Genomic DNA, 23,715 nt, shown 5'->3' with positions numbered 1-23,715 from the left:
TCCCGTGTGCCGACAGGAGGTCGGCCATGAAGGTCACCAAGGCGGCGCTGCCTTTTCTCCCCCTCTGCCAGCGCCTGCTCCCCAGCAGGCTGGCGGGGCTCTCCGTAGCCCTCCTGAAGGCGACCGCCCTGGAGATCGCGATCCTCGCGGGCCATCTCCTCCTCTACCCGTCCGGCATCACCCAGGAGCGCCGCTCCCCGCTGCCCCCGCTCCCCTCCCCGGAGGACGGCGCCGCGCAGCTGCCGACCGAGGCCAAGCCGCCGGTCGTGCTGCTGCACGGCTTCATCGACAACCGCTCGGTCTTCGTCCTCCTGCGCCGCAGCCTCGCCCAGCACGGCAGGCAGCAGATCGAGTCGCTGAACTACTCCCCGCTGACCTGCGACATCCGCGTCGCGGCGGAGCTGCTGGGCCGGCACATAGAGGGCATCTGCGAGCGCACGGGCAGCCGGCAGGTCGACGTCGTCGGGCACAGCCTCGGCGGCCTGATCGCCCGGTACTACGTGCAGCGCCTCGGCGGCGACGCCAGGGTCCGCACGCTGGTGACGCTCGGCACCCCGCACGCCGGCACCAGGGTGGTGCCGCTGGCGAACGCACACCCGATCGTGCGCCAGATGCGCCCCGGCTCGGAGCTGCTGGAGGAACTCGACCGGCCGGCCCCCGGCTGCCGTACGCACTTCGTCAGTTTCTGGAGCGACCTCGACCACCTGATGGACCCGCTGGAGACCGCCTGCATCGATCACGCCGACCTGCGGGCGGAGAACGTCCGGGTGAGCGGGATCGGACATCTCGCCCTGCCCGTGCACCCCGCCGTGGCGACCGGCATACGGCAGGTGCTCGACACCGCGCGGCCCGGAGAGGAGACGGCGAGCCGCACAGGGGGACTGACCGTGGCGTAACGGTCTTATCGACCGGCGGGCACAGCGGTCCGACAGCTCTTCGACAGCCGTCGGACCGCGCATCGACATCGAACAACCATCGAACACAGAGCCAAAGTCCCGCCCGCACTCCCCCGAAACACGTCCGATTGCCCGTTTCCTGCGCGCCCAAAACCAGTTGAAGATTGTCGCGCCCGCGTACCGCCGGGTACAGTCGCCGCACTGCTCTGGCAGCCCCTGTTGTCGAGGCGAAAGAGAAGTTGGTGAACGACCGTCACCCGTCGGGGACAATGACCACCCCGGCTCCGGCTTCCGACGCCGACTCGTCGCCCCATGCGTCGTACGGCACCCAGGAGGCCCAGTACGGCGACTTCACCACGTACGGCGGCTACGACGCCACTGGTTTCGAAAGCGCCGGCGCGCACGCCACGGGCGCCTTCGAGACCGGCACCTTCGAGACCGACCCGCTCTTCGGCAACATGCCGGGCGACGGCACCGGTACGTACGACGCCTCGACGTGGAACACCGGCGGTCACCAGACCCTGAACTACGACATGTACGCGGCCCAGCACCACGCCGCCTACGACACCGGCGCGTACGACGCCACGCAGTGGGGCGGCGACCACCAGCACCTCGCCGCGATCCCCCCGCAGTCGGGCAGCCCCGACCACAGCGGTCAGTGGGACGCGAGTACCTGGCAGCAGCCCGACCACTCCGCCGCCCCGGCCGACCCGACCCAGCAATGGGAATGGGGCACGCAGACCTTCGACACCGGCGCGTACGACGCCACGCAGTGGAACTCCGACGGCACGACGGCCGACCCGCAGGCGACGAGCGCCTTCGAGCAGACCGGGTACGACGAGGGCCACGCGTACGACGAGAGCCGCACCTACGCGGAAAGCCACGCGTACGACGAGGCGAATCCTTACGGCGACGGCTACGCCGAACACACCTCGCACGACGGCGAGTCGACCGACACCGCCCTCACCGGCACCGGCGAGATGCCCGCCGTCCACGACGACACCGACAGCCGGCTCCTGGACGACCAGGAGGAGGCTTCCCCGGCCGCGGCGGCACCCGCCCCCGGCTCCCGTGTCGCCGCACGTAACGCCGGCCGCTCCCGCCGCCGTACGCCCGCGAAGCGCTCCGCGCTGCTGACGATCGCCGTTCCCTCGGCGTGCGTCATGGGTGTCGCCGGGATCGCCGCCGCCTCGGTCGGCACGCTGACCGGAGGCGACCAGAACACCGCGAAGACCCTGGCGGACCCGACCGCCGTCAAGCCGGCCGCCGCGAACAACAAGCTGGACACCCAGCTCGAGAGCCTCTCGGCCGGCGCCGACGACTTCGCCGACCGGGCCAGCCGTACCCAGGAGCGCATCGACCTCAAGGCCCAGCAGGTGGCCGAGAAGAAGAAGGCGGCGGAGGAGGCGGCCCGCAAGGAGCGGCTGCGCCCGAAGTTCGCGCTTCCGGTCGCCCAGCGGGGCCTGAGCGCCTACTTCGGCCAGGCCGGCGTCAACTGGATGTCCGTCCACACCGGCATCGACTTCCCGGTGTCGTACGGCACCACGGTGATGGCCGCGACCGACGGCACCGTGCGGACGCAGTGGAACAGCGCCTACGGCAACATGATGGTCGTGACGGCGAAGGACGGCACGGAGACGTGGTACTGCCACCTCTCCAGCTACCGCGTCTCCACCGGTACGACGGTCAAGGCCGGCGACCCGATCGCGTACTCCGGCAACTCCGGCAACTCGACCGGCCCCCACCTGCACTTCGAGGTGCACCCGGCGGGCGGCTCGGCCATAGACCCGCTGCCGTGGCTGCGCAGCCACGGGCTGGACCCGACGTAACCCTCGGGCCCAGCCTCCCCCTCTCCGGAGCTACGGCTTCCCGGCTCCGGTCGGGGCTACAGCTTCTCCACCGGCGCGTACCGCAACAGCAGCCGCTTCGGCTTCGCTTCCCCGAAGTCGATCGTCGCCTCGGCGTTCGCGCCCGTGCCCTTGACCCCGACCACCGTGCCGAGTCCGAACTGGTCATGGGTGACACGGTCGCCGACGGCCAGCGCCACCACCGGCTTCTCCGCGGTCCTGCGCGTCGCGAAACCGGACGCGCCCGACGCCGAGGAACGGGAACGGGACGAGGACAGCGAGGCGGCGACCGCCGAGACCGGCCCCGCGGGGGCGGCGGTCGGACCCGTGCGCTTCCAGTCCACGTGCTGCGCCGGGATCTCCTCCAGGAAGCGGGAGGGCGGGTTGTACGACGGCTGCCCCCACGCGCTGCGCAGCGAGGACCGGGTCAGATACAGCCGCTCACGCGCGCGTGTGATGCCGACGTAGGCGAGCCGCCGCTCCTCCTCCAGCTCCTTGGTCTGGCCGAGGGCGCGCATGTGCGGGAAGACGCCGTCCTCCATGCCGGTGAGGAAGACGACCGGGAACTCCAGGCCCTTGGCGGTGTGCAGGGTCATCAGGGTGATGACGCCGGAGCCGTCCTCGTCCTCGTCGGGGATCTGGTCGGAGTCGGCGACCAGCGCGACCCGTTCCAGGAAGTCGGAGAGCGAACCGGTCTCCTCCCCTTCGCCGGACTCCTGCTCGAACTCCAGGGCCACGGCGGCGAGTTCCTGGAGGTTCTCGATGCGGGTCTCGTCCTGCGGGTCGGTGGAGGCCTGCAACTCGGCGAGGTAGCCGGTGCGTTCGAGGACGGCTTCCAGGACGGTCGCCGGGCCCGCGCCGGACTCGACGATCGTGCGGAGCTCCTCCATCAGCACGTTGAACCGCTTGACGGCGTTGGTGGAGCGCGCGGCCATGCCGTACGCCTCGTCCACGCGCTTGAGGGCCTGCGGGAAGCTGATCTTCTCGCGCTGGGAGAGCGCGTCGATCATCGCCTCCGCGCGGTCGCCGATGCCCCGCTTGGGGACGTTGAGGATCCGGCGCAGCGGCACGGAGTCCTCCGGGTTGGCGAGGACGCGCAGGTAGGCCAGGACGTCCCGGACCTCCTTGCGCTCGTAGAAGCGGACGCCGCCGACGACCTTGTAGGGCAGGCCGACGCGGATGAAGACCTCTTCGAAGACACGGGACTGCGCGTTGGTGCGGTAGAAGACGGCGACATCGCCGGCCTTCGCGTCGCCCGCGTCGGTGAGGCGGTCTATCTCGTCGGCGACGAACTGCGCCTCGTCGTGCTCGGTGTCGGCGACATAGCCGGTGATGCGCGCGCCCGCGCCCGCGTTGGTCCACAGGTTCTTGGGGCGCCGGGACTCGTTGCGCTCGATGACGGCGTTGGCGGCGGTGAGGATCGTCTGGGTGGAGCGGTAGTTCTGCTCCAGGAGGATCGTCGTCGCGTCCGGGTAGTCCTCCTCGAACTGGAGGATGTTGCGGATGGTCGCGCCGCGGAAGGCGTAGATCGACTGGTCGGCGTCACCGACCACGCAGAGCTCGGCGGGCGGCAGGTCGTGCTCGCTCGGCGGTACGTCCACCGGGTGCTCGGACGTCCCGACCAGCTCCCTGACCAGCGCGTACTGCGCGTGGTTGGTGTCTTGGTACTCGTCGACCAGGACATGCCGGAAGCGCCGGCGGTAGTGCTCGGCGACGTCGGGGAACGCCCGCAGCAGGTTGACCGTGGTCATGATCAGGTCGTCGAAGTCGAGGGCGTTGGCCTCGCGCAGCCGCGACTGGTACATGGCGTAGGCCTGGGCGAGGGTCTTCTCGAAGCCGTCGCCGGCCTGGGCGGCGAAGTCCTCCTCGTCGATCAGCTCGTTCTTCAGGTTGCTGATCTTGGCGCTGAAGGACTTGGGCGGGTACCGCTTGGGGTCGAGGTCCAGGTCGCGGCAGACCAGGGCCATCAGACGCTTGGAGTCGGCGGCGTCGTAGATCGAGAACGACGAGGTGAAGCCGAGTTTCTTCGACTCCCTCCGCAGGATCCGCACGCAGGCGCTGTGGAAGGTCATCACCCACATCGCGTTCGCGCGCGGGCCGACGAGCTGCTCGACGCGCTCCTTCATCTCGCCCGCGGCCTTGTTGGTGAAGGTGATCGCGAGGATCTGGCCCGGGTGGACATGGCGCTCGCCAAGGAGGTGGGCGATGCGGTGGGTGAGGACGCGGGTCTTGCCCGAGCCGGCGCCGGCCACGATGAGCAGCGGGGTGCCGGAGTGCACGACGGCGGCGCGCTGGTTCTCGTTCAGCCCGTCCAGGAGCGCGGCCGGGTCCACCACCGGGCGCGGGGCGCCGTCGCGGTAGTAGGCGTCCCGGTCCGGCGGCGCGTCGAACTTCCCGCCGAACAGGTCGTCCGGAACGGGTTCCGGTACGTGCTCGTCCTCGGGCGGCGGCGGGGGTTCCTCCGCGTGCCCGCGAGGGGCCTGGAGGTCCGCCAGGAAGCTGTCGTCAAAGAGGCTGCTCATCGCTCTCCGAGTCTAGGGTGCCCCACTGACAGCCCGCCGCCGCCCTGAGAATCCGGTCGGATCAGAACCCGAGGATCTTCCAGACCTGGCCTCCCGGTGTCTTCCTGCCCTCCAGGACGGTGCCGTCACGGTCCGCGACCGACCAGGCCGAGACGTAGACCTTGCCGTCGTACGGGTCGACGGCGACGCCCGCCGGGAACGGCACCTTCACACTCGTGCGCTTGCCGTGCGAGACCTTGGTCACGACACCGGCGAAGAGCTGGCTGACGTACAGGTCGCCGTCGTCGTTGAAGGCGATTCCGCTGATGGACCCGAAGCCGGACTTCCAGCCGAGGATCTTCCCGCTCCAGGGGTCGACCCTCCACACGCGCGCGGCGGGCTTCGCCGCCTCGCCGTTGAGGTCGCCGACGTAGAGCTTGCCGTCGGGCCCGAGGGCGAGGGAGGTGGGCACGGACTGGTTCCCGTCGTGGTCCGGGAAGACCGTGAGGGGCCGCGCCTTGCCATGCCGCGAGACGACGACCAGGTCGTTCCCGGCCGCGTCCGCGACGATCTTGCGGCCGTCGGGGAGGGCGAGGACGGCGTACGGGTTGGACTCCACCGACGCCTTGTGCGGGTTGTGCTTCAGCTCCACGGCGGTGATGTCGGCGGCGATCCGCGCCTTGCCGTGGCGCACCCGCAGCAGCTTGCCGAGCGTGTTCCAGGGCGGTTTGGTCGGTATCCCGGCCTCGGGCGGGGCGTAGGTCTCCACGCCCCAGACCTCGCCGTGGCGGGCCGAGACGCCGTCCACGCCGGTCGCGAAGCCGCCGTCGGGGGCGGCGCCCGACGGGAGCCCCTGCACCACCCTGCGGTGCTTCCACGCGCCCCCGTCCCAGTAGATCTTGGTGACGGCGGAGCTGAGCCCGACGCAGGTCTCGCCCTCGGGGCCCGCTCCGACGCACTTCCGGCCGCCCCGGCCCGCCTCGGCGACGTACACGTGACCGTCGTCGTAGGAGAGCTGGCGCGGGTTGTCGAGGCCCTTGGCGATCACGCGGATCACCGGCTTGCCCTTGCCGTGCCCGGCCGTCGCCGCGGCCGGGGCGATGCCCGCGGTGGCGGCGAGCGCGACCGACGTGGCGACGACGAGTCCTGAGCGCATTCTCATGGCCGTACCCCTCCAACCTGCCGCGGCACCCCACCGCGGCTGGCTGGAAACTAGACCTGAAAACCGGGCGGACGCCGCAATTCCGGCGAAAATACGCCCAAGTCATGGCAGACCACTGCCGATTGATCACGTGAAGCGACGCCCGGGAACAAGGTCACGAAAATGTATCGGGCATATCGAACATCAACCTTCACAGGCGCCACACCAGTTGGCTACCGTTCCCGGTAGGCCGTACGACCCCCACCGGCGAACGTCGCCGGGCCGCGCGGCCTCCGCCGAGTCCGCAGCGCCGCCGCGCGCCCGGAGCCGGGGACCCACCGAACCCGGGGTGAATCGGCCGACTCCCGCCCGCGGGAGCGCCGTAGGGCAACCCTTCCCGCCCGAACCCGACAGCTAACCCGGTAGGCGGAGCACGGAAGGAGTCGCCTCCCTTGGCGTCGCACCGCAAGTCGCGTCCCGCTGGTACGCGCGTAGCAGGCATACGGACCCCGGCCCTCGCGACGGCCGCCCTCACCTCCGTGGCCCTGCTGTCCCAGTCGGCGAACGCCGCGCCGGCCGATGACAGACCGAGTCTCGAAGAGGTCGAGAAGAAGGTCGACGACCTCTACCGCCAGGCCGAGTCGGCGACCGACAGCTACAACGCCGCCAAGGAGAAGACGACCAAGCAGCGCAAGCAGGTCGACACGCTCCTCGACGACGTCGCGCAGCGCACCGAGAAGCTCAACGCGGCGCGCGAGGAACTCGGTTCCTTCGCCGCCGCGCAGTACCGCACCGGCGCCGCCGCGCCCGACACCGCGACGTTCCTGCTCGCCGACACCCCGCAGGACTACTTCGACCAGACGCAGCTGATGGGCCGCCTCACGAGCCGTCAGAAGGGCGCGGTCGACGACTACGTCACCGAGCAGTCGGTGACGATGAAGAAGCGTCAGGAGGCCTCCCGGAGCCTCCAGTCGCTCACCGAGACGCAGAGCGACCTGAAAACCGCGAAGGCGACCGTCCAGAAGAAGCTCGCCGACGCGCGCGAGCTGCTGTCGGAGCTGACGGCGCAGGAGAAGGCCCGTCTCGCGGCGATCGAGAAGGAGAAGCAGGAGGCGGCGGCCCGCAAGGCCGCGGAGCTGGCGCGGCAGCAGGCGGCCGCGGAGAAGGCAGCCGCGGAGCAGGCGGCCCAGCAGGAGAGCTCGCAGAGTCCCACCGGTTCGAGTACGTCGACGGCGCCCGACTCCTCGTACGCCACCAAGGCCGCCAAGGCCCTCGCCTTCGCCCGCGCGCAGATCGGCAAGCCGTACGTCTGGGGCGCCACGGGCCCCGGCTCCTACGACTGCTCGGGTCTCACCCAGGCCGCCTGGAAGGCCGCCGGCGTGGACCTCCCGCGCGTCACCTACGACCAGGTCAACGCCGGCACCACGGTCTCCCTGGCCGACGCCCAGCCCGGCGACCTGGTCTTCTTCTACGACGACATCAGCCATGTCGGCCTCTACATCGGCAACGGCATGATGATCCACGCCCCCAAGCCGGGCGCGTACGTCCGCGAGGAGTCGATCTACTACGACGGCGAATCGGCGATCCACAGCGTGGTGCGGCCGGCCTGAGCCGTTCAGCGCGGGCGGGGCTCCTGCGCCCGCGCGTTTTCCCCCACGCGCGCGTGCGCGCCCCGCTCCCGAGGGGCGCGGAGCTTCCTAGCATCGGTGCATGGCCGGTACCTCCCCGCACTCCCCCCTGCGCCTCTGGTGGACGCGGCGCCCGTCCGCCGCCGGGGCCGCCGCGATGGCGACCGGCATCCTGTCGGTCGGGCTGCACCTGGCCGGCTACGAGACGCTGTCCCGGATCGCCCTGGTGCTCGGCTGCGCGGCCTGGCTGGGACTGGCCGCCGAGTTCGCCGTACGACTGCTCCGGGAGCGCGCGCGCTGGGTCGCCGAGGCCGGGACCCCGGGCGCGCTGACGGCCGTGGCGGCGACCACCGTGCTCGGTACCCGCTTCTCCGCGCTCGACCGGCAGCCCCTCGCCGAGGCCCTGCTGGCCCTGGCCGCGCTGCTGTGGCCGGTGCTGATCGTGTTCGCCGTGGGCCACTGGACGCGGCGGATGCCCGGCGGGGTGTTCCTGGCCTGTGTGGCGACCCAGGGCCTCGCGGTCCTCGGCGCCACCCTCGCGGCGGCCGAGTCGGCGGCCTGGCTCGCGCACACCGCGCTCGTGCTGTTCTGGCTCGGCCTGGTCCTCTACGGCGTCGCGTTCTACCGCTTCGACCCGCGCCAGGTGCTGGAGGGGCACGGTGACCAGTGGATCGCGGGCGGGGCGCTCGCCATCTCGGCGCTGGCCGGCGCGAGGCTGATCGCCGCCGACAGCGCGCGCCTGTACCTGTGGAACGACGACGACCTCGGCGTGCTGCGCGCGGTGACCGTCGCCCTGCTGGTGCTCGGCCTGGCCGGGTACGCCGTGCTGCTCGCGGCCGAGTGCCTCCGGCCGCGGCCGGGCTACGACGTGCGGCGCTGGGCCACCGTCTTCCCCATGGGCATGGCCGCGGCGGCGACCCTGTCGGTCTCGGCCGCCCTGGACGTCTCCTGGCTGCGGACACCGGGTGAGGTGCTGCTGTGGGTGTCGGTGGCGGCCTGGCTGGCCGTCGGCGCGGGGGCGGTCGCCGAGGCGCGTGCCGCTCTCAGGTCCAGAGCACCGCGATGAAGATGTTGGCCGTGGTCAGCGCGCCGACCAGGCCGAACAGGCTCTTGTCCACCTTCTCGTCGTCGCGCTTCACGTAGACGAGTCCGAGGATCACGATCAGCAGCGCCAGCTTGATGCCGATCTTGATGTTGTTGACGTGCTGGTCGTCGGCCTGGTTGAGGCCGACCAGGATGATCCCGGTGACCAGCATGGTCGCGGCGCCGTGCAGCATCGCGGGGACGAACCGGGCGGTGCCCTGGCCCATCGCCTTCATCTGGGTGAGGAAGCCGCCGAGCAGCGAGGCGATGCCGATGATGTGCAGGCCGACGAAGAGATGGATGAGTACGTCCATGAGGCCGGAGCCTATGCCGGGCCCCTGAGGACGCCCGCACCGGCCCCTTCAGCAGAACTTGCATATATGCGCCCCATAGCACTCCCCGCCTCGCGGGCGGCCGAAAAGCCCGACTTCGGTCAGCGCACCGCGCGAAGTCGACGACGCCACCCCGGGATCACGGTCACCTTCGGTCACCCGGCGGTCCCCTGGCGGCACTTCCGCACAACGCGTTACCTCCCGGACACACTCAGGTTTAGCGTCCTCCACCAGGTGACCGGCTCCCCACCGCCGCCCGGGCCAGGGGCGGCAGTCGGCCACCACCGCCGAGAAGGTCCGGCGGCGGTCCGCTCCCCCTGTGCGGCCCGTCGCCGGACGCGCACACCGCCCCCGGGCGGTCGTACGGCCGCTCCCCCTGGCGCCGTACGCCGGACGAGCCCCGGGGCGGGCGGTCGAGGAAAGGACGTGCAGTCCACGTGGCAGTGCACCGCAAGCCCCGTCAACGCTCGGCCGGCGGCCATACGGTCCGTACGGCGGCCACGATCGCCCTCGCCGGCGCGGCGACCGCGACGGGCTTCGAGGGGACCGGACACGCCGAGCCGCAGCTCACGCCGGCGCAGGTCAAGGCGCAGGTGGACCGGCTGTACCAGGAGGCGGAGGCCGCCACCGAGAAGTACAACGGCGCGAAGGAGAAGGCCGAGGCGGCCGAGGCCCGGCTGGACACCCTGCGGGACCAGGCGGCACGCCGGACCGAGCGGCTCAACGAGGCCCGGGACGGGCTGGGTGCGATCGCCGCCGCACAGTACCGCGGCGGCGGACTCGACCCCGCGATGCAGCTCGCCCTCTCCGACGACCCCGACCACTACCTGGACGGCGCCGAGTTCGTCGAACGGGCCGGCAGCCGACAGGCGACCTCGGTGGCGAACGTCCGCCGCCAACTGCGGGAGATCGAGCAGTTGCGCGGCGCCGCACACATCGAGCTGGCCTCGCTGAAGTCCCGGCAGGCGGAGCTGAAGCGCCACAAGAAGACGATCACCGGCAAGCTGGACGCGGCCCGCCGCCTGCTGACCCAGCTCCCGGCCGGGGAACGGGCGGGGGCAGGTGCGGCCGGACCTCGCGCCTCACGCGACGCGACGGGCGCCCGCGGAGGGCTGACGACACCCGCCACGGCCACCGCTCAGGCCCCCAACTCCCGGGCCGCGGCGGCCGTCTCCTACGCCTACTCCAAGCTGGGCAGCCCCTACGTCTGGGGCGCCACCGGCCCGGACGCCTTCGACTGCTCGGGCCTGGTCCAGGCCGCGTACCGCTCCGCGGGCATCTCCCTGCCCCGCACGACCTACGCCCAGATCGACGCCGGCCGACGCGTCTCCCGCTCCGAACTCCTCCCCGGTGACCTGGTGTTCTTCTACTCCGGCATCAGCCACGTCGGCCTCTACATCGGCAACGGCCGCATGATCCACGCCCCGAACCCGTCGGCACCGGTACGCGAGGCACCGATCGACGAGATGCCGTTCGCCGGGGCCACACGGGTGGCGTGAGCGCGCCGAAGGTGAGCGCGCGTCCGGTGAAGGTGCGTCAGACCAGTCGGCGTGCCGTCGCCCACCGCGTCAGCTCATGACGGTTGGACAGCTGCAACTTCCGCAGCACCGCCGAGACATGGGACTCGACCGTCTTCACCGAGATGAACAGCTGCTTGGCGATCTCCTTGTAGGCGTAGCCACGCGCGATGAGCCTCAGCACCTCGCGCTCCCGCTGGGTGAGACGGTCGAGGTCCTCGTCGACCGGCGGGGCGTCGGTCGAGGCGAAGGCGTCCAGGACGAACCCGGCCAGTCGCGGCGAGAAGACGGCGTCGCCCTCCTGGACGCGGAAGACCGAGTTGACCAGGTCCGTGCCCGTGATCGTCTTCGTCACATAGCCGCGCGCACCGCCCCGGATCACCCCGATCACGTCCTCCGCCGCGTCCGAGACGGACAGGGCGAGGAAGCGGACGGGCTGTTCGGCGTCGGCCATCAACGGGGCGCAGCGGCGCAGCACTTCGACTCCGCCGCCGCCCGGCAGATGCACGTCGAGGAGGACGACCTCGGGTCGGGTCGCGGTGATCACGGTGACGGCCTGCTCGACGTCCGCGGCCTCCCCGACCACCTCGACACCGGTCTCCTCGGTCCGGCCGATCTCGGCCTGGACGCCCGTACGGAACATGCGGTGGTCGTCGACGAGGACCACGCGCACCCGGCGCCCGTCCGCGCCCCCGGTGACCTCCGCCGTGCCGTTCGCCTCGTCGCTCATGACGTCTTCTCCGCCCTCTCCATCTCCAGCTCGACCTCCGTGCCGCCGTCCGGCACCGCGCGCAGCCGGGCCGTGCCGCCATGGCGCTCCATGCGGCCGATGATCGATTGTCTGACACCCATCCGGTCGGCGGGTATCGAGTCGAGGTCGAAGCCGGGACCACGGTCCCGGACGGACACGAAGACCGTCCGGCCCTCGACTTCGGCATAGACCTGTACGGCGCCGCCCTCGCCACCGTACTTGGCGGCGTTGACCATCGCCTCGCGCGCGGCCTGCATCTGGGCACTGGTTCTCTCGTCGAGCGGGCAGTCGCCGACGACCACGACCTCGATGGGGACGCCGTGCTTGTCCTCGACCTCGGCGGCATTGCGCCGCACCGCGTCGGCGAGGTCGGTGGGTTCGTCGGCCTCGTCCTTGCCGGTGCCCTCGGGCTTGTAGAGCCAGGTGCGCAGGTCGCGCTCCTGGGCGCGGGCGAGGCGGCGGACCTCGCTCGCGTTCTCCGCGTTGCGCTGGATCAGGGTCAGGGTGTGCAGCACCGAGTCGTGGACATGCGCGGCGACCTCCGCGCGCTCCTGGGCGCGGATGCGCATCAGTCGCTCCTCGGAGAGGTCCTGGGTCATCCGGACGAGATACGGCCCCGCCAGCAGCGTTATCCCGACGAGGACCGCGAGGGCCGCCTGGAGGACGGAGCCGAGGTGGGCGGCGGAACCCTGGAGCACGAAGACCCCGGAGACGCCCGCGGTGACCAGGAGGACACCACCGGCGGCACGCAGCAGGGTCAGGGTGCGCCGACGGCGGCCGACCTCCATCCAGCGGGCCCTGCGGGCATTGTCCGCCTGGCGCCAGACGAGGGCGACGCCCGCGCCGACGAGGACGGCCGGCCAGAGGTAGGCCTTGGCCCCGTTGCCCACATTGACATTGCCGACGAAGACCATGGCCGCGACGACCATGAGCAGCAGGGCCACAATCTGACCCCGGTCGGGGCGGCGGGCGACCAGTCTGCGGCGGCCGTCCGGCGAGGTCTCGGTCGTGACCAGCGCGGGTGGCCGCTGCCCTCCGACCCCGCCGACGCCGAGCGGCACGAAGAACCAGAAGGCGGCATACAGCAGGGCGCCGAGGCCGTCCGCCATGAACAGGCCGACGAAGACGAGCCGCACCCAGATGACGGGCAGCCCGAGATGCCCGGCGAGCCCCCGCGCCACACCACCCAGCCAGCGTCCGTCACTGCTGCGGTAGAGCTTGCGCGGCGGCCGCGGTTCGACGAGGGGCACTGCTGCGGCTTCCGGCATGCCATCGATGGTCACACGGCCGGGGTGCGGGGGCATCAGGGTTGGCCCCCGAGACTCCCCTGATCTCCGAACGGCGCGCCTTCCGAACGCTTCCCTCCCCCCTCTCAGGGCCGATATCAGGGTCCGGCCAGGGTCGTTCCGACTCCCGCCGGGCCCTCGCGCCCGTCACCATGGACACATGACAGAACACCAGCACGCCCCGGGCGCCGGATCCGGCGGAGGCCCGGACCCGAGCACCGGCCCCGGCGCGGGCGCCCCCGCCGACCCCGGCGGGCACGCGCGCACGCACGGGCAGGCGGGCGCGCGAAAAGAAAAAGAAGGAGGCATGACACCGACCACGGTCACGGCCGCGCACGCAGCCGACGACCCCGCCCCGGAATCCGGTCCCGCCGCCACCCCCCTCGTCTTCCGGCGCGACCGTCGGCACAAGCAGCTCGCCGGGGTGTGTGCCGGGCTCGGGCGGCAGTGCGACATGGACCCGGTGATCTTCCGGATCACGCTCGCCGTGCTGTCGGCGACCGGCGGCATCGGTCTCATCTTCTACGGCTTCGCCTGGCTCCTCGTCCCGTACGACGACGAGGACGAGAACGAGGTGCGCAAGCTCCTCACCGGCCGGGTGGACGGCCAGGCACTCATCGGCGTGCTGTTCGCGCTGGTCGGCTGCGGAGTCTTCCTCACCATGCTGAGCAACACCGGCGTGCTGACCTTCGCCGTGGTCCTCTCCCTGCTCCTCGCGGGGGCCGGCTACTGGTCGCGCAACCGCGGCACCCCCGACCCGGACCCGCTCGCCGCCCAGGCCGTCGCCGACGCCCCGCCGGAGGCCCAGGCCCCGCCGGTGCCCGCCGGCTCCCCCTCCTGGTGGCGCGACCCCATCGTCAAGGACGGCACCCACGTCGGCGGCACGGGCTATCTGTGGGGGCCCGTGGACTCCCGCGAGCGTGACATCGCGGCGGCCGTCAACATCGGCCTCGGCACCCCCTGGAACCGACGCGAGGACCTGCGCGCGGCCCAGACCCGACAGCCCAAGCCGCGCGGCCCGCGCTGGATCGGCGGCTGGATCTTCCTGTTCGCCCTGCTGGCGGGCGGCCTCGGCACCGGAGCGACCTGGGAGGAGCATCCCCTCGGCACCAGTCTGCAGACCGGCCTCGCCTGCGCGCTGATCGTCTTCGGCCTGGGCATAGCCCTCAGCTCCTTCCTCGGCCGGACCGGAGCGGGCTCGGTCTTCCTCGCGGTCGTCACGGCCGGCCTGCTGGCCACCTCGGCGGCCCTGCCGAAGGACATCACCACCCACTGGGTCCGCACGACCTGGAAACCGGCGGCGGTGACCGACGTCCGCCCGGAGTACGAACTCGGCACGGGCGTGGGGACCTTGGACCTGACCAAGCTGGATCTGTCCAAGGGCCGGACCGTGACGACCCAGGCCGACGTGGGCGTGGGCCGGCTGGTGGTCGTCGTACCGCCGGACGTGACCGTGAAGGCGAGCATCGACGTGGGCGTGGGCGACATCCAGTTGCCGGGCGACGACCAGGCGGACGTGGACGTGGAACCGGGCAAGCGCAAGGAGGTCACCCTGCCACCGACCTCGGACCCGAAGAACGCCGGCACGCTCGACCTGGACCTGCGGGTCGGCATCGGACAGGCGGAGGTGCGCCGTGCTGCGTCATGAGTTCCAGCCAGGGAGACTGATCGCCGGCGTCTTCCTCACCCTCGCGGGCATCACCTATGTCGGGGACGCGGGCGACGCGTGGGACACGCCGTGGTTCGCGGTGATCCCGATGGTGGTGGGCGGCCTCTTCCTCGCCGGCGCGGTGGGATTGCTGACCGGGTCCATACGCGGCCGACGCGGCAGGCGCCGTACGAGCACACCGCTCGAGGTGGAGGAGACGGCCCAACCGTCCTCACCGCACTGACCGCTGAGCCGGGGGCCGCCCGTCTCGCCACCGGTAGCTCCGCCGACCGGAGCTACCGGTAACCTCCCGCCCGCTGCCGTCGTCGGGCCCGCAAGGCGGCGTCCACGGAGAAGACGGAGGCACCCGCGAGGACGAGGGGCAGCCAGGCCATCAGGTAGGCGAGGTCGTTGCCGTAGTAGTAGGGGTCGGACGCCCAGCTCACGGTCAGCCACAGGCTGAGCGAGATCAACGCGCCGCCGAGCGCGGCCAGGCGGGCGAGGATGCCGAGCAGGGTGCCGATGCCCACGGCGAGTTCACCGAGGGCGATGGCGTAGCCGAAGCCGACGGGGTTCTTCAGGGACAGGTCGACCAGGGCGGGGATCGCCGAGGAGTCCCGCACGCTGCGCATCATGTCGCCGATGGAGCCCGAGCCGGAGTCCTTCATGAAGGCACTGTCGGTCAGTTTGTCCAGGCCGGCGTAGATGAAGGTGACGCCCAGGAAGATGCGCAGCGGAAGCAGGGCGTACTGGCTGATGCTGTCCCGCCAGGACCGTTGCTCGTCGTAATAGGGGGCGTGCGTGTCCGTACGAAAACTGTGAGTCATCGCTCCGAGCCGCCTCTCACCAGCGTGCCGAGACCCCTCACAAGACGATACGCATGGAGGGGCCGCGGTGCTCAATTCCGTTCGGACGAGTTTTTGGAAGGTGCCGCGTTCGGTTGTCGGGCGGCTGCGGGTAGGTGGGGGCTGGTCGCGCAGTTCCCCGCGCCCCTGGGTGGGGGCGGTGGGCGCATCTTGCCCCCCACCCCGGCACCGGCTCACCCACCGGACCGCGCGCGCTACACACGCCCCCACCAAGCCGCACCAGACAGACCCAACAACCCCTCAGTCCGTCACATCAATCGCATACCGATTCGTCTCCACCCCCGCCGCGGTCACCACCTGCACCTCCACCCGCCCCGGCTCCACATCCGCCGGCACCGGGACGGTCAGTACCTCGTCCGTGGGGTTGCTGAAGCCCCCGGCCACCGGCACCAGGGGCACATGCACGTTCACCGGACCGATCCGCACCACCATCCGCGCCAGCCGATCCGCCCGCTGCGCCCCCGGCGGCACGAACCCGGCACCCCGGATCTCGATGTCGTCCCCGGTGCGGATGGGACCGTCCAGGTCGCCCGCCTCGCGTGAGCGCACCACGGAGAGGATCACCGGTCGGCCGCCCTCCGCGTACTTGCCCGCCACATACGTCGCCGCGGAGACCAGCACCACCACCGCGAGCCCCCACGGCAGATCGGGCAGCTGGTCCGGCCGCCGGGCCAGCCGTACGCACGCGAACAGCAGGGCGACCGCGCCGATCACGACGTACTGGATGTCGGCGAAGCTGCCCCGCCCGGAGTCGTCCGTCAGCAGGTCCGCGGCCCGCGGCCGGTCCGCCCGCACCTTCTGCAACCGCTGCCCCAGCACCCGCAGCCCGACCACGCGCCGTACCAGCACGGCGATCCCGCACACCACGGCGAGCACGGTCACCACACCCGCGCCCCGGGCCAGTTCGAGACCGGAGATCAGCGCGTCGCGCTCCGCACCGGAGGAGGCCGCGGCCAGCCGTCCCACCAGTACCAGCACGGCGTACGCGACGAACAGCACCCAGGCCACGGCGACCGCCCGTGACGTCGACAGCCGGTTGTCCTCACCGATCACCGGCGCGAGCACCCCGCCCCGGGCCCGGTGGAACCAGGACGCGGCGGTCAGCGCCCCGGCCACGAGCAGCGCGGCGAGCAGGCCGGCCGTACGCGCCGTGGTCCACCCCGCGCCGATTGCGGTCAGTGCCTGGACGAGCAGCAGGACCACGACCGCAACCCACACGGCGTAGGCGGTGCGGCGCCACAGCCGGGCGAGCCAGGCGGCGCCCTCGGCCCGTCCGCGTTCGGCCACGAGCTCCGCGGACTGGGTCAGCTCCTCCGAGACCCACTGCCGGGAGGCCGACGCGGAGTGCGCCACGGCGGCGGGCAGCCCCTGTCCGGCGGCGAACTCGTCCCGCTTCAGGAGGAATTCGGCGACCGCACGCCGGTGCCCGGCCCGCGCCCCGTGCGGACAGTCCCCGCAGGTGCAGCCACCGTCGTGCGCACCTTGGGGCACGCCCCCGGCCGCGCTCTGTCTCGCTTCCTGCACCGCCACGCCCGACGCCCGCCTTCCCACGACTCCTGGCCTTTCGGCCCCACATGACCTCACGGCCGACCGGCCGCGCCACCCGCTGAAGAACCCCGAACAACTCCCCCGTGATGACAGCGAATTGTGCCCTACAGCACACCTCCCCCATCCGGCAGGTCCGGTCCGCGCAAGTGAAGCGACGGGTGAAGCAGGGCCCGCCGTGTTGACCCGGCTGCGAGAATTTCCGTATGGCCGAGATCATCCAGCGTGACGGGACCTGGGCCTTCGACGGCACAACGGTCAGGATCACGCCGGGACTCCACCGCTCCGTGCCGCTGTTCCGGCAGACGTACGGGGAGATCGCCGTGCCCCTGGAGGCCATCGCGGGCGTGGCGTTCGAACCGGAACGCAAGCGCGGCCGGCTCAGGATGCGGCTGCGCGAGGGCGCGGACCCGCTGCTGCACGCGACCGGCGGACGCCTGCCGGACCCGGCCGATCCGTACCGGCTGACCGTGGACGTCGACCGTGCGGGGGTCGCCGAGTACGTGGCCGAGGAGATCCGCCGCGCGCTCCTCCTCGACCAGATCCCCAAGGAGCCGACGAAGACGTATCTGCTCCCGGGCCCGCCGGTCCCGGTCTCGGTGCGCTCCTCCGACGGCACGGTGTCCTTCGACGGCATCCAGGTCCGTATCGACTGGGCCGACACCTCCGACCGCGTCAAGCGCGCGACCGGTCCGCGGATCATCAACGTGGGCGACCTGGTCCAGGTGGAGTGGCTGCCCAACTCCGGTTACGAGGACGGGTTCATGCGGTTCGTGACCCGTGAGACGTCGTTCTCGAAGCTGCCGCCGGAGAAGGACCCGTACGCCCTCGACCTGTGGGGCAGCACCCGCCGCGACCTGCTCACGGCCCTTGTCGCGACGGCCGTCACGGCGAGACTCCCGCATCCGTCCACCCGGGGCGGCCTCGAGTACGGCGACGAGCGCGCCGATCGCCCCCGGCTGACGGCGTCCGCCGTACCGCCGCCGGCCGACCATCACGACGTACTGCTGCGCAGGCTGCGGGAGTTGGGTGAGCTGCACCGTGAAGGGGTGCTCACGGACGAGGAGTTCGCCCTGACGAAGGCGGCCGTGCTCCGGGGTTTCTGAAGCCCCCGGAGCACCCGGGCGTCATGACAGCAGCACCGCCGGGCGTCACGACAGCAGATCCGTCACGACAGCAGATCCGGCTCGCTGCGGCTGATGTCCTGCCACATCGGCTGGTAGTTGATCCAGGCCACCAGGTCTCCGCCCAGCTGTTCCCGCGTCGCGACCGCCGCCCGGTGGTCGATGAGCACGGGGCGGCCCGCCGCCCGGGCCGTCAGCTGCACCTGGCTGGAGCGTTCCATCGACACGAACCACCAGGCCGCCGCGTCCACCGAGTCCCCGACGGTGAGCAGCCCGTGGTTGCGCAGGACCAGGGCCTTGCGGGAACCGAGCGCGGTGGCGATCCGGCGGCCCTCCTCGGCGTCGACGGCGACTCCGGTGTAGGTGTCGTAGAGCGCGTGGTCCTCGTAGAAGGCGCAGCTCTCCTGGGTGATGGGGTCGAGGAGTTCACCTAGGGCGGCCAGCGCCCGGCCGTGCACGGAGTGGCAGTGGGCGACGGCGACGACGTCCGGGCGGGCGGCGTGCACCTGGGAGTGCACGGTGAACGCCGCCTGGTTGACGTGGTGGCGGCCGTCGAGCACCTGCCCGTCGGAGTTGGCGAGCACCAGGTCGCTCACGGTGACGTGCTTGAAGGGCATGCCGAAGGGGTTGACCCAGAAGCAGTCGGTGAACTCCGGGTCGCGGGCGGTGATGTGTCCGGAGACGCCGTCCTCGAAGCCGAGCCGTCCGAAGTTCCGCAGCGCGCCGGCGAGCCGCTCCTTGCGGTGCCGGCGTTCCTCCTCGACGGAGTCGTGCATCGGCGGCATCGCGAACTGGAGCTTCTCGGTGGGCACCGGCATCGGCGGAGTGGGCCCGAGGGGTGTCCCGTGCATATGGTCCTCCGGCACTGGGTGGCTTACGGGGCGGAAGTTACCTTCGGTCAGCGCAAGAGAACAGGGCTGTTTTGTAAAGATGGCGTACCCGGTGGATATCAGACAGAAGATGTCGGGTATCGACGGAACACTGTCGGCTATGAACTGGGCAGCTTTCTCCGCCGCGGAACCCGACCTGGCCAAGACCGTCGAGGAGCGCTTCGGCGCCTTCAGCCATCATGTTCTCGCGACCCTGCGCAAGGACGGTTCGCCCCGCACCTCCGGCCTGGAGGTGCGTTTCCTGAACGGCGAGCTGTGGCTCGGCATGATGCCGGACTCGCTCAAGGCCCTCGACCTCCAGCGCGACCCCCGCTTCGCCCTCCAGGCCAACCCGGGCGAGGGGCAGACGATGGGCGGCGGGGACGTCCGGATCAGCGGTCGCGCGAGCGAGGTCACCGACCCGGAGACCAAGGCCGCGTACGGCGAAGGGGTGGAACCGCCGGAGCCGTTCCACCTCTTCCGCACCGAGCTGACGGAGGTCGTGCGGACCTACGTCGAGGACGAGAAGTACCTGGTCGTCCAGGTCTGGAAGCCCGGAGAGCCGGTGCGCACTCTCAAGCGGACCTGACCTTCAAGAGGGCTGCCTACTCCCACTCGATGGTGCCCGGCGGCTTCGACGTCACGTCGAGCACCACGCGGTTGACGTCGGCCACCTCGTTGGTGATCCGCGTCGAGATCTTCGCGAGGACGTCGTACGGCAGTCGCGACCAGTCGGCCGTCATGGCGTCCTCGGAGGAGACCGGGCGCAGGACGATCGGGTGGCCGTAGGTGCGGCCGTCACCCTGGACGCCGACCGAGCGGACGTCGGCGAGCAGGACCACCGGGCACTGCCAGATGTCCCGGTCCAGGCCGGCCGCGGTGAGCTCCTCGCGGGCGATGGCGTCGGCGTCCCGCAGCAGGTCCAGGCGCTCCTTGGTGACCTCGCCGACGATCCGGATGCCGAGGCCGGGGCCCGGGAAGGGCTGCCGCTGGACGATCTCGTCCGGGAGCCCCAGCTCCTGGCCGACCATCCTGACCTCGTCCTTGAACAGCTTGCGCAGCGGCTCGATGAGCTGGAACTCCAGGTCCTCCGGGAGCCCGCCCACGTTGTGGTGCGACTTGATGTTGGCGGTGCCGGTGCCGCCACCGGACTCGACCACGTCCGGGTAGAGGGTGCCCTGGACGAGGAACTCCACCGCCGGGCCCTCGTCCGCGATGATCTCGGCCTGCGCCTGCTCGAAGACCCGGATGAACTCGCGGCCGATGATCTTCCGCTTCTCCTCGGGGTCCGAGACGCCCTTGAGGGCGGTCAGGAAGCGCTCCTCCGCGTCGACGACGACCAGCTTGACGCCGGTCGCGGCCACGAAGTCCTTCTCGACCTGCTCGGTCTCGCCCTTGCGCATCAGACCGTGGTCGACGTACACGCAGGTCAGCTGGTCGCCGATGGCGCGCGCGACGAGGGCGGCGGCCACGGCGGAGTCGACGCCGCCGGACAGACCGCAGATGGCGCGCTTGTCGCCGACCTGCTCGCGGATGGCGGCGACCTGCTCCTCGATCACGTTGCCGGTGGTCCAGTCCGGCTTCAGGCCGGCGCCCCGGTACAGGAAGTGCTCCAGGACCTGCTGGCCGTGCGTGGAGTGCATGACCTCGGGGTGGTACTGGACGCCGTAGAGCTTCTTCTCGTCGTTCTCGAAGGCGGCGACCGGGACGACGTCGGTGGACGCGGTCACGGTGAAGCCCTCGGGGGCGGCGGAGCAGGCGTCGCCGTGGGACATCCACACCGACTGCTCGTCGGGGGTGCCCTCGAAGAGGGTGGAGCCGGACTTCGAGACGTGCAGCGGCGTACGGCCGTACTCGCGGGCGCCGGTGTTGTCGACGGTGCCGCCGAGGGTGGTGGCCATCAGCTGGAAGCCGTAGCACATGCCGAAGACCGGGACGCCGGACTCGAAGAGCTCGCGGTCCAGGCGGGGGGCGCCCTCCGCGTACACGGAGGAGGGGCCGCCGGAGAGGATGATCGCCGCCGGGTTCTTGGCGAGCATCTCCGCGACCGGCATGGTGCTCGGCACGATCTCGCTGTAGACCCGGGCCTCGCGGACGCGGCGGGCGATGAGCTGGGCGTACTGCGCGCCGAAGTCGACGACCAGGACGGTGTCGGGGGCGGCTGGGGTCGCTGATGACACGGGTTGCCTTCCGGCGGTGAGCGAGGTGTGTGTAGGGCCGAGTCTACCGGGACCCACAGGACCGGTTCGGGGGCGCGTGCCGGTCCGGCGGATCGGTGCGGGCGTCGCGGGCCCCGTCCCACCTCGAAGCCGCCCCCACCGGGCGCCGCCCGGCCGGGCTCCACTGCATTCGGCGACGGCTGGGCCGCTACCCGGCAGCCGGCCCGATCCGCCGGACCGGCACCGGCCCGGTCTCAGGATGCGAACCGGGTTGGACGCCGTCGTGGGGCCCGGCATACTGCTGCCATGCTCCCGCAGACGACCTACCTGTTTACCTATGGCACCCGGCCCGCCGGCTGCCATGGTCGTGCTGCTTGAGCAACTGACAAGCGACTTCCCAGGCGCCCCGGGCCGACAAGGTCCGGGGCGCCTGGTGTTTTCCGGACCTTGCCGCTCCGGGGCACCCACCCCACCGAGGAGCCCTGTATGACCACCACCCCGGAAACCACCATCGCCGACGCCCGTGAGCGCATCGACGCCCTCGACGACCGGATCCTCGGTCTGATCCAGGAACGGATGGCCGTCTCGGCCGTCGTCCAGCAGACCCGGATCGCCTCCGGCGGCCGCCGCGTGCACCTCGCCCGCGAGATGGAGATCCTCGGCCGCTACCGGGACGCGCTCGGCAAGCCCGGCACGAGCCTCGCCATGACGCTCCTCGAACTGTGCAGGGGTCGCATCTGAGTTCGGGGCCCGCCTCACCCGTACGGCGCGTGACCGCCGCCCGGACCGCCTCGTTGGTCGTGGTGTCCGTGCCAGCCAGGGGCGGGCCCGACAGAACCACGCGTGGCTCGCTGGAGCGATGAGACGTACGGAACGTGCCGTGCGTCGTGGGACCTCGCTCCAGGAAGTGACCGGACGGCAGGGGACAGCAGCCCGGTCACCCAAGAGAACGGTCGGCTCCGGGGACGCCCGGGGCCGGCCGGCGGGACAAGTACCGGCACGAGGCTGGGCCAAACCATTGCGGAGGCCGCGTCCATCCAGCACGATGCCTAGAAAGCCCCCAAGTCCCGCCGTAGACAACTGCATTCGTTCTGCGTCGCCTGACTGCCAGAGGTCCAGACCATCCGTGCGCCCCTTGTGCGCCGGGGAGCCGACCGTGCGCACGGCAGGTGACCAGGGCGCCAGGAGCAAGCGGCGCAACCCCCCGGCGCCGCTCCCAGGCACCGGCGCTGCCCTGACGTCGGTGCTGACGAAAGAAGGGCCCCGCGGCTCCGTCCCGCGGGGCCCTTCGCCTGCGTGCGGGCAGCGGACGGTCAGACCCGGGACACCGTCCCGCAGTCCTTGGCCCGGCCGATGTCCTCGCTGCGGTCGTACGGGTCCCGCGTCGGCCCCGAGGGCGCCGGGTCGGTGGGCTCCGTCGAGGAGAACTCCGGGTGCAGGAAGCCGTCGTACACGTCGCAGGACGTGTTGCCGGCGCTCTCGTCGTAGCGCAGGACGGTGAGCTTGCCCGGGGTGACCTGGTACTTCGTCGGGTCGGGCAGTTCGACGTCGAGGACCCGGCGGACGATCGTGCGGGTCACCTCGGTGGTGCCGTCGGTGCGCACGACCGGGTAGACGAAGGTGTAGTCGGCGTGCACGGCCACCGAGGCGTGCTCGCCCGCCTTGAACGTCATACGGCCCCGCAGCTTGACCACGTCACCGACCAGCCGGACCTCGGCGGGATCGAAGCGGCTGAACATCGACAGCGGGTCGTGGTCCTTGTCCGGCTTGCTCAGGCCGGTCTTCAGCCGCTTGAGGACGTCGTCCTGCTTGGGGTCCAGGAGGGACAGCGCCTCGGTGGGACGTTCGCCGCGCAGGGTGCCCGTATCGAGGTTGGACTCGACCAGGAGCTTCCTGGTCAGCTCCAGGGCCTGGCCGACCTTGGCCGCGGACTGACCTGCGACGGCCTTCGCCTTCGGTACGACGATCCCGGCCTCGCCGTCGGCCCACTGCTTGGCCGGCGAGCCGGCGAAGGGGTCGTCCAGGGTGGGGATCTCGGGGTCCACGGCACCCGGGGCCGTGGTCGGGGCCGCGGTCTCCTCGGGCAGCGGGGAGGAGGCGGACTCCGAGCCGGTCCCGCTGCCGAAGGGGTCGCCCGGCACCAGCGACGGCTTCACCGCCACGACGGCCACCACGACCGCGAGGGCGACGCCGAGGACGCCCCACAAGCCCCGTCGGCTCTTCTTCCGCTGCCAGGCGGGCCCGGTGCGCCAGCCCTCCGGCAGCTCCCCGCGCGCTTCCTGGCGCCGCAGCCGCTCGGCCACTTCACGGGCGCGCGCGGAAGGCTCCTTGGGGGCGGAGTCCTTGATGTCCCGTTCGGTGTCACGGGCGAATTGTTCCCAGACGTCATCCGGGATCTTGGGGTCTTCTGACACGTGGGTCAGTTCTAGGGCCTCAGAAAGCGTGTTCACAAGGCGAACTGGTATGTGACTCAGACCACATAAGTTTTCTGTGAATGACCGCACAACCTTTCCCACTCGGCG

At 71.4% G+C, this 23,715-nt stretch carries 20 protein-coding genes and 1 riboswitch; of the genes, 10 read left to right on the top strand and 10 right to left on the bottom strand.

All coding sequences use genetic code 11. The features are described 5' to 3' along the window. The first annotated feature begins 26 nt into the window (after positions 1-26). Positions 27-896, top strand: coding sequence for a lipase family alpha/beta hydrolase (locus AC2XR2_RS27435; protein ID WP_491516555.1), 870 nt, complete (start codon positions 27-29; stop codon positions 894-896). A gap of 269 nt (positions 897-1,165) precedes the next feature. Continuing rightward, positions 1,166-2,725, top strand: a complete 1,560-nt coding sequence (locus AC2XR2_RS27430) for a M23 family metallopeptidase (protein ID WP_491518508.1) — start codon at positions 1,166-1,168, stop codon at positions 2,723-2,725. A gap of 56 nt (positions 2,726-2,781) precedes the next feature. Here the strand turns inward: AC2XR2_RS27430 and pcrA are convergent, their stop codons facing one another. Both pcrA and AC2XR2_RS27420 read right to left on the bottom strand, forming a co-directional pair. Further along, the gene (pcrA, locus tag AC2XR2_RS27425) at positions 2,782-5,265 is read right to left on the bottom strand and encodes a DNA helicase PcrA (protein ID WP_491516554.1); all 2,484 of its coding nucleotides are present in this window, start codon (positions 5,263-5,265) and stop codon (positions 2,782-2,784) included. A gap of 61 nt (positions 5,266-5,326) precedes the next feature. Next, positions 5,327-6,406, bottom strand: a complete 1,080-nt coding sequence (locus AC2XR2_RS27420; protein ID WP_381301574.1) for a ScyD/ScyE family protein — start codon at positions 6,404-6,406, stop codon at positions 5,327-5,329. A 277-nt stretch (positions 6,407-6,683) separates the two neighbouring features. Further along, a riboswitch (cyclic di-AMP (ydaO/yuaA leader) is annotated at positions 6,684-6,829 on the top strand. Positions 6,830-6,837: 8 nt separating this feature from the next. Between AC2XR2_RS27420 and AC2XR2_RS27415 the strand changes: the two genes are divergently transcribed. Both AC2XR2_RS27415 and AC2XR2_RS27410 read left to right on the top strand, forming a co-directional pair. After that, a complete protein-coding gene (locus tag AC2XR2_RS27415) occupies positions 6,838-7,995 on the top strand; it encodes a C40 family peptidase (protein ID WP_381301572.1) in 1,158 nt (385 codons plus the stop codon). A gap of 100 nt (positions 7,996-8,095) precedes the next feature. Further along, a complete protein-coding gene (locus tag AC2XR2_RS27410; protein ID WP_491516553.1) occupies positions 8,096-9,079 on the top strand; it encodes a tellurite resistance/C4-dicarboxylate transporter family protein in 984 nt (327 codons plus the stop codon). Here the strand turns inward: AC2XR2_RS27410 and AC2XR2_RS27405 are convergent. Then, the gene (locus tag AC2XR2_RS27405; protein ID WP_330264930.1) at positions 9,057-9,410 is read right to left on the bottom strand and encodes a hypothetical protein; all 354 of its coding nucleotides are present in this window, start codon (positions 9,408-9,410) and stop codon (positions 9,057-9,059) included. The two genes, AC2XR2_RS27410 and AC2XR2_RS27405, sit on opposite strands and share 23 nt — an antisense overlap. Positions 9,411-9,865: 455 nt before the next feature. Here AC2XR2_RS27405 and AC2XR2_RS27400 point away from each other — a divergent pair, with 455 nt between their 5' ends. Beyond that, the gene (locus AC2XR2_RS27400) at positions 9,866-10,927 is read left to right on the top strand and encodes a C40 family peptidase (RefSeq protein ID WP_491516552.1); all 1,062 of its coding nucleotides are present in this window, start codon (positions 9,866-9,868) and stop codon (positions 10,925-10,927) included. A 37-nt stretch (positions 10,928-10,964) separates the two neighbouring features. Here AC2XR2_RS27400 and AC2XR2_RS27395 read toward each other — a convergent pair whose 3' ends face one another. Both AC2XR2_RS27395 and AC2XR2_RS27390 read right to left on the bottom strand, forming a co-directional pair. Further along, positions 10,965-11,675: a response regulator transcription factor gene (locus tag AC2XR2_RS27395; RefSeq protein WP_330264932.1), complete on the bottom strand. Its 711-nt coding sequence runs from the start codon at positions 11,673-11,675 to the stop codon at positions 10,965-10,967. After that, positions 11,672-12,964 (bottom strand): ATP-binding protein, encoded by a 1,293-nt coding sequence (locus tag AC2XR2_RS27390; RefSeq protein WP_491516551.1) that lies wholly within the window; start codon positions 12,962-12,964, stop codon positions 11,672-11,674. The genes AC2XR2_RS27395 and AC2XR2_RS27390 overlap by 4 nt, the downstream gene beginning before the upstream one ends. A 178-nt stretch (positions 12,965-13,142) precedes the next feature. On the opposite strand from AC2XR2_RS27390, the gene AC2XR2_RS27385 reads away from it, so the two are divergent. Next, on the top strand, positions 13,143-14,630 hold the full coding sequence (locus tag AC2XR2_RS27385) for a PspC domain-containing protein (protein WP_491516550.1): 1,488 nt from the start codon (positions 13,143-13,145) through the stop codon (positions 14,628-14,630). Then, entirely contained in the window at positions 14,617-14,874 is a 258-nt protein-coding gene (locus AC2XR2_RS27380; RefSeq protein WP_491516549.1) for a hypothetical protein, read from the top strand. Before AC2XR2_RS27385 ends, AC2XR2_RS27380 begins: the two co-directional genes overlap by 14 nt. 52 nt (positions 14,875-14,926) lie before the next feature. Here AC2XR2_RS27380 and AC2XR2_RS27375 read toward each other — a convergent pair whose 3' ends face one another. Then, positions 14,927-15,457 carry a DoxX family protein gene (locus AC2XR2_RS27375; protein WP_330264935.1) on the bottom strand — a complete coding sequence of 177 codons (531 nt, stop codon included), beginning with the start codon at positions 15,455-15,457 and terminating at the stop codon, positions 14,927-14,929. Between the two features lie 279 nt (positions 15,458-15,736). Continuing rightward, complete coding sequence (locus AC2XR2_RS27370; RefSeq protein WP_491516548.1) at positions 15,737-17,026, bottom strand: hypothetical protein; 1,290 nt, start codon at positions 17,024-17,026, stop codon at positions 15,737-15,739. Between the two features lie 221 nt (positions 17,027-17,247). Between AC2XR2_RS27370 and AC2XR2_RS27365 the strand changes: the two genes are divergently transcribed. Then, positions 17,248-18,147: a DUF4429 domain-containing protein gene (locus tag AC2XR2_RS27365; protein ID WP_449348546.1), complete on the top strand. Its 900-nt coding sequence runs from the start codon at positions 17,248-17,250 to the stop codon at positions 18,145-18,147. Between the two features lie 62 nt (positions 18,148-18,209). On the opposite strand, the gene AC2XR2_RS27360 is transcribed toward AC2XR2_RS27365, so the two are convergent. Continuing rightward, positions 18,210-19,016 carry a class II aldolase/adducin family protein gene (locus tag AC2XR2_RS27360; protein WP_330264938.1) on the bottom strand — a complete coding sequence of 269 codons (807 nt, stop codon included), beginning with the start codon at positions 19,014-19,016 and terminating at the stop codon, positions 18,210-18,212. Between the two features lie 139 nt (positions 19,017-19,155). On the opposite strand from AC2XR2_RS27360, the gene AC2XR2_RS27355 reads away from it, so the two are divergent. Then, positions 19,156-19,623 carry a pyridoxamine 5'-phosphate oxidase family protein gene (locus AC2XR2_RS27355; RefSeq protein WP_491516547.1) on the top strand — a complete coding sequence of 156 codons (468 nt, stop codon included), beginning with the start codon at positions 19,156-19,158 and terminating at the stop codon, positions 19,621-19,623. A 16-nt stretch (positions 19,624-19,639) separates the two neighbouring features. Here AC2XR2_RS27355 and guaA read toward each other — a convergent pair whose 3' ends face one another. Beyond that, positions 19,640-21,214 carry a glutamine-hydrolyzing GMP synthase gene (guaA, locus tag AC2XR2_RS27350; RefSeq protein ID WP_330264940.1) on the bottom strand — a complete coding sequence of 525 codons (1,575 nt, stop codon included), beginning with the start codon at positions 21,212-21,214 and terminating at the stop codon, positions 19,640-19,642. Positions 21,215-21,679: 465 nt separating this feature from the next. Between guaA and AC2XR2_RS27345 the strand changes: the two genes are divergently transcribed. Then, positions 21,680-21,934: a chorismate mutase gene (locus AC2XR2_RS27345; protein WP_330264941.1), complete on the top strand. Its 255-nt coding sequence runs from the start codon at positions 21,680-21,682 to the stop codon at positions 21,932-21,934. Positions 21,935-22,506: 572 nt separating this feature from the next. Here AC2XR2_RS27345 and AC2XR2_RS27340 read toward each other — a convergent pair. After that, the gene (locus AC2XR2_RS27340; protein WP_381301540.1) at positions 22,507-23,607 is read right to left on the bottom strand and encodes a hypothetical protein; all 1,101 of its coding nucleotides are present in this window, start codon (positions 23,605-23,607) and stop codon (positions 22,507-22,509) included. Positions 23,608-23,715 lie beyond the last annotated feature (108 nt).

The organism is Streptomyces sp. LS-MS-L19 (assembly GCF_058382285.1).
This window is presented reverse-complemented; position numbering and strand designations above follow the sequence as displayed.

Bases quoted from the DNA above. Each gene is read 5' to 3' on its own strand.
- AC2XR2_RS27435 (WP_491516555.1), top strand. From the start codon at position 27: ATGAAGGTCACCAAGGCGGCGCTGCCTTTTCTCCCCCTCTGCCAGCGC.
- AC2XR2_RS27430 (WP_491518508.1), top strand. From the start codon at position 1,166: ATGACCACCCCGGCTCCGGCTTCCGACGCCGACTCGTCGCCCCATGCG.
- pcrA (WP_491516554.1), bottom strand. From the start codon at position 5,265: ATGAGCAGCCTCTTTGACGACAGCTTCCTGGCGGACCTCCAGGCCCCT.
- AC2XR2_RS27420 (WP_381301574.1), bottom strand. From the start codon at position 6,406: ATGAGAATGCGCTCAGGACTCGTCGTCGCCACGTCGGTCGCGCTCGCC.
- AC2XR2_RS27410 (WP_491516553.1), top strand. From the start codon at position 8,096: ATGGCCGGTACCTCCCCGCACTCCCCCCTGCGCCTCTGGTGGACGCGG.
- AC2XR2_RS27405 (WP_330264930.1), bottom strand. From the start codon at position 9,410: ATGGACGTACTCATCCATCTCTTCGTCGGCCTGCACATCATCGGCATC.
- AC2XR2_RS27395 (WP_330264932.1), bottom strand. From the start codon at position 11,675: ATGAGCGACGAGGCGAACGGCACGGCGGAGGTCACCGGGGGCGCGGAC.
- AC2XR2_RS27390 (WP_491516551.1), bottom strand. From the start codon at position 12,964: ATGCCGGAAGCCGCAGCAGTGCCCCTCGTCGAACCGCGGCCGCCGCGC.
- AC2XR2_RS27385 (WP_491516550.1), top strand. From the start codon at position 13,143: ATGACAGAACACCAGCACGCCCCGGGCGCCGGATCCGGCGGAGGCCCG.
- AC2XR2_RS27375 (WP_330264935.1), bottom strand. From the start codon at position 15,457: ATGACTCACAGTTTTCGTACGGACACGCACGCCCCCTATTACGACGAG.
- AC2XR2_RS27365 (WP_449348546.1), top strand. From the start codon at position 17,248: ATGGCCGAGATCATCCAGCGTGACGGGACCTGGGCCTTCGACGGCACA.
- AC2XR2_RS27360 (WP_330264938.1), bottom strand. From the start codon at position 19,016: ATGCACGGGACACCCCTCGGGCCCACTCCGCCGATGCCGGTGCCCACC.
- AC2XR2_RS27355 (WP_491516547.1), top strand. From the start codon at position 19,156: ATGAACTGGGCAGCTTTCTCCGCCGCGGAACCCGACCTGGCCAAGACC.
- AC2XR2_RS27345 (WP_330264941.1), top strand. From the start codon at position 21,680: ATGACCACCACCCCGGAAACCACCATCGCCGACGCCCGTGAGCGCATC.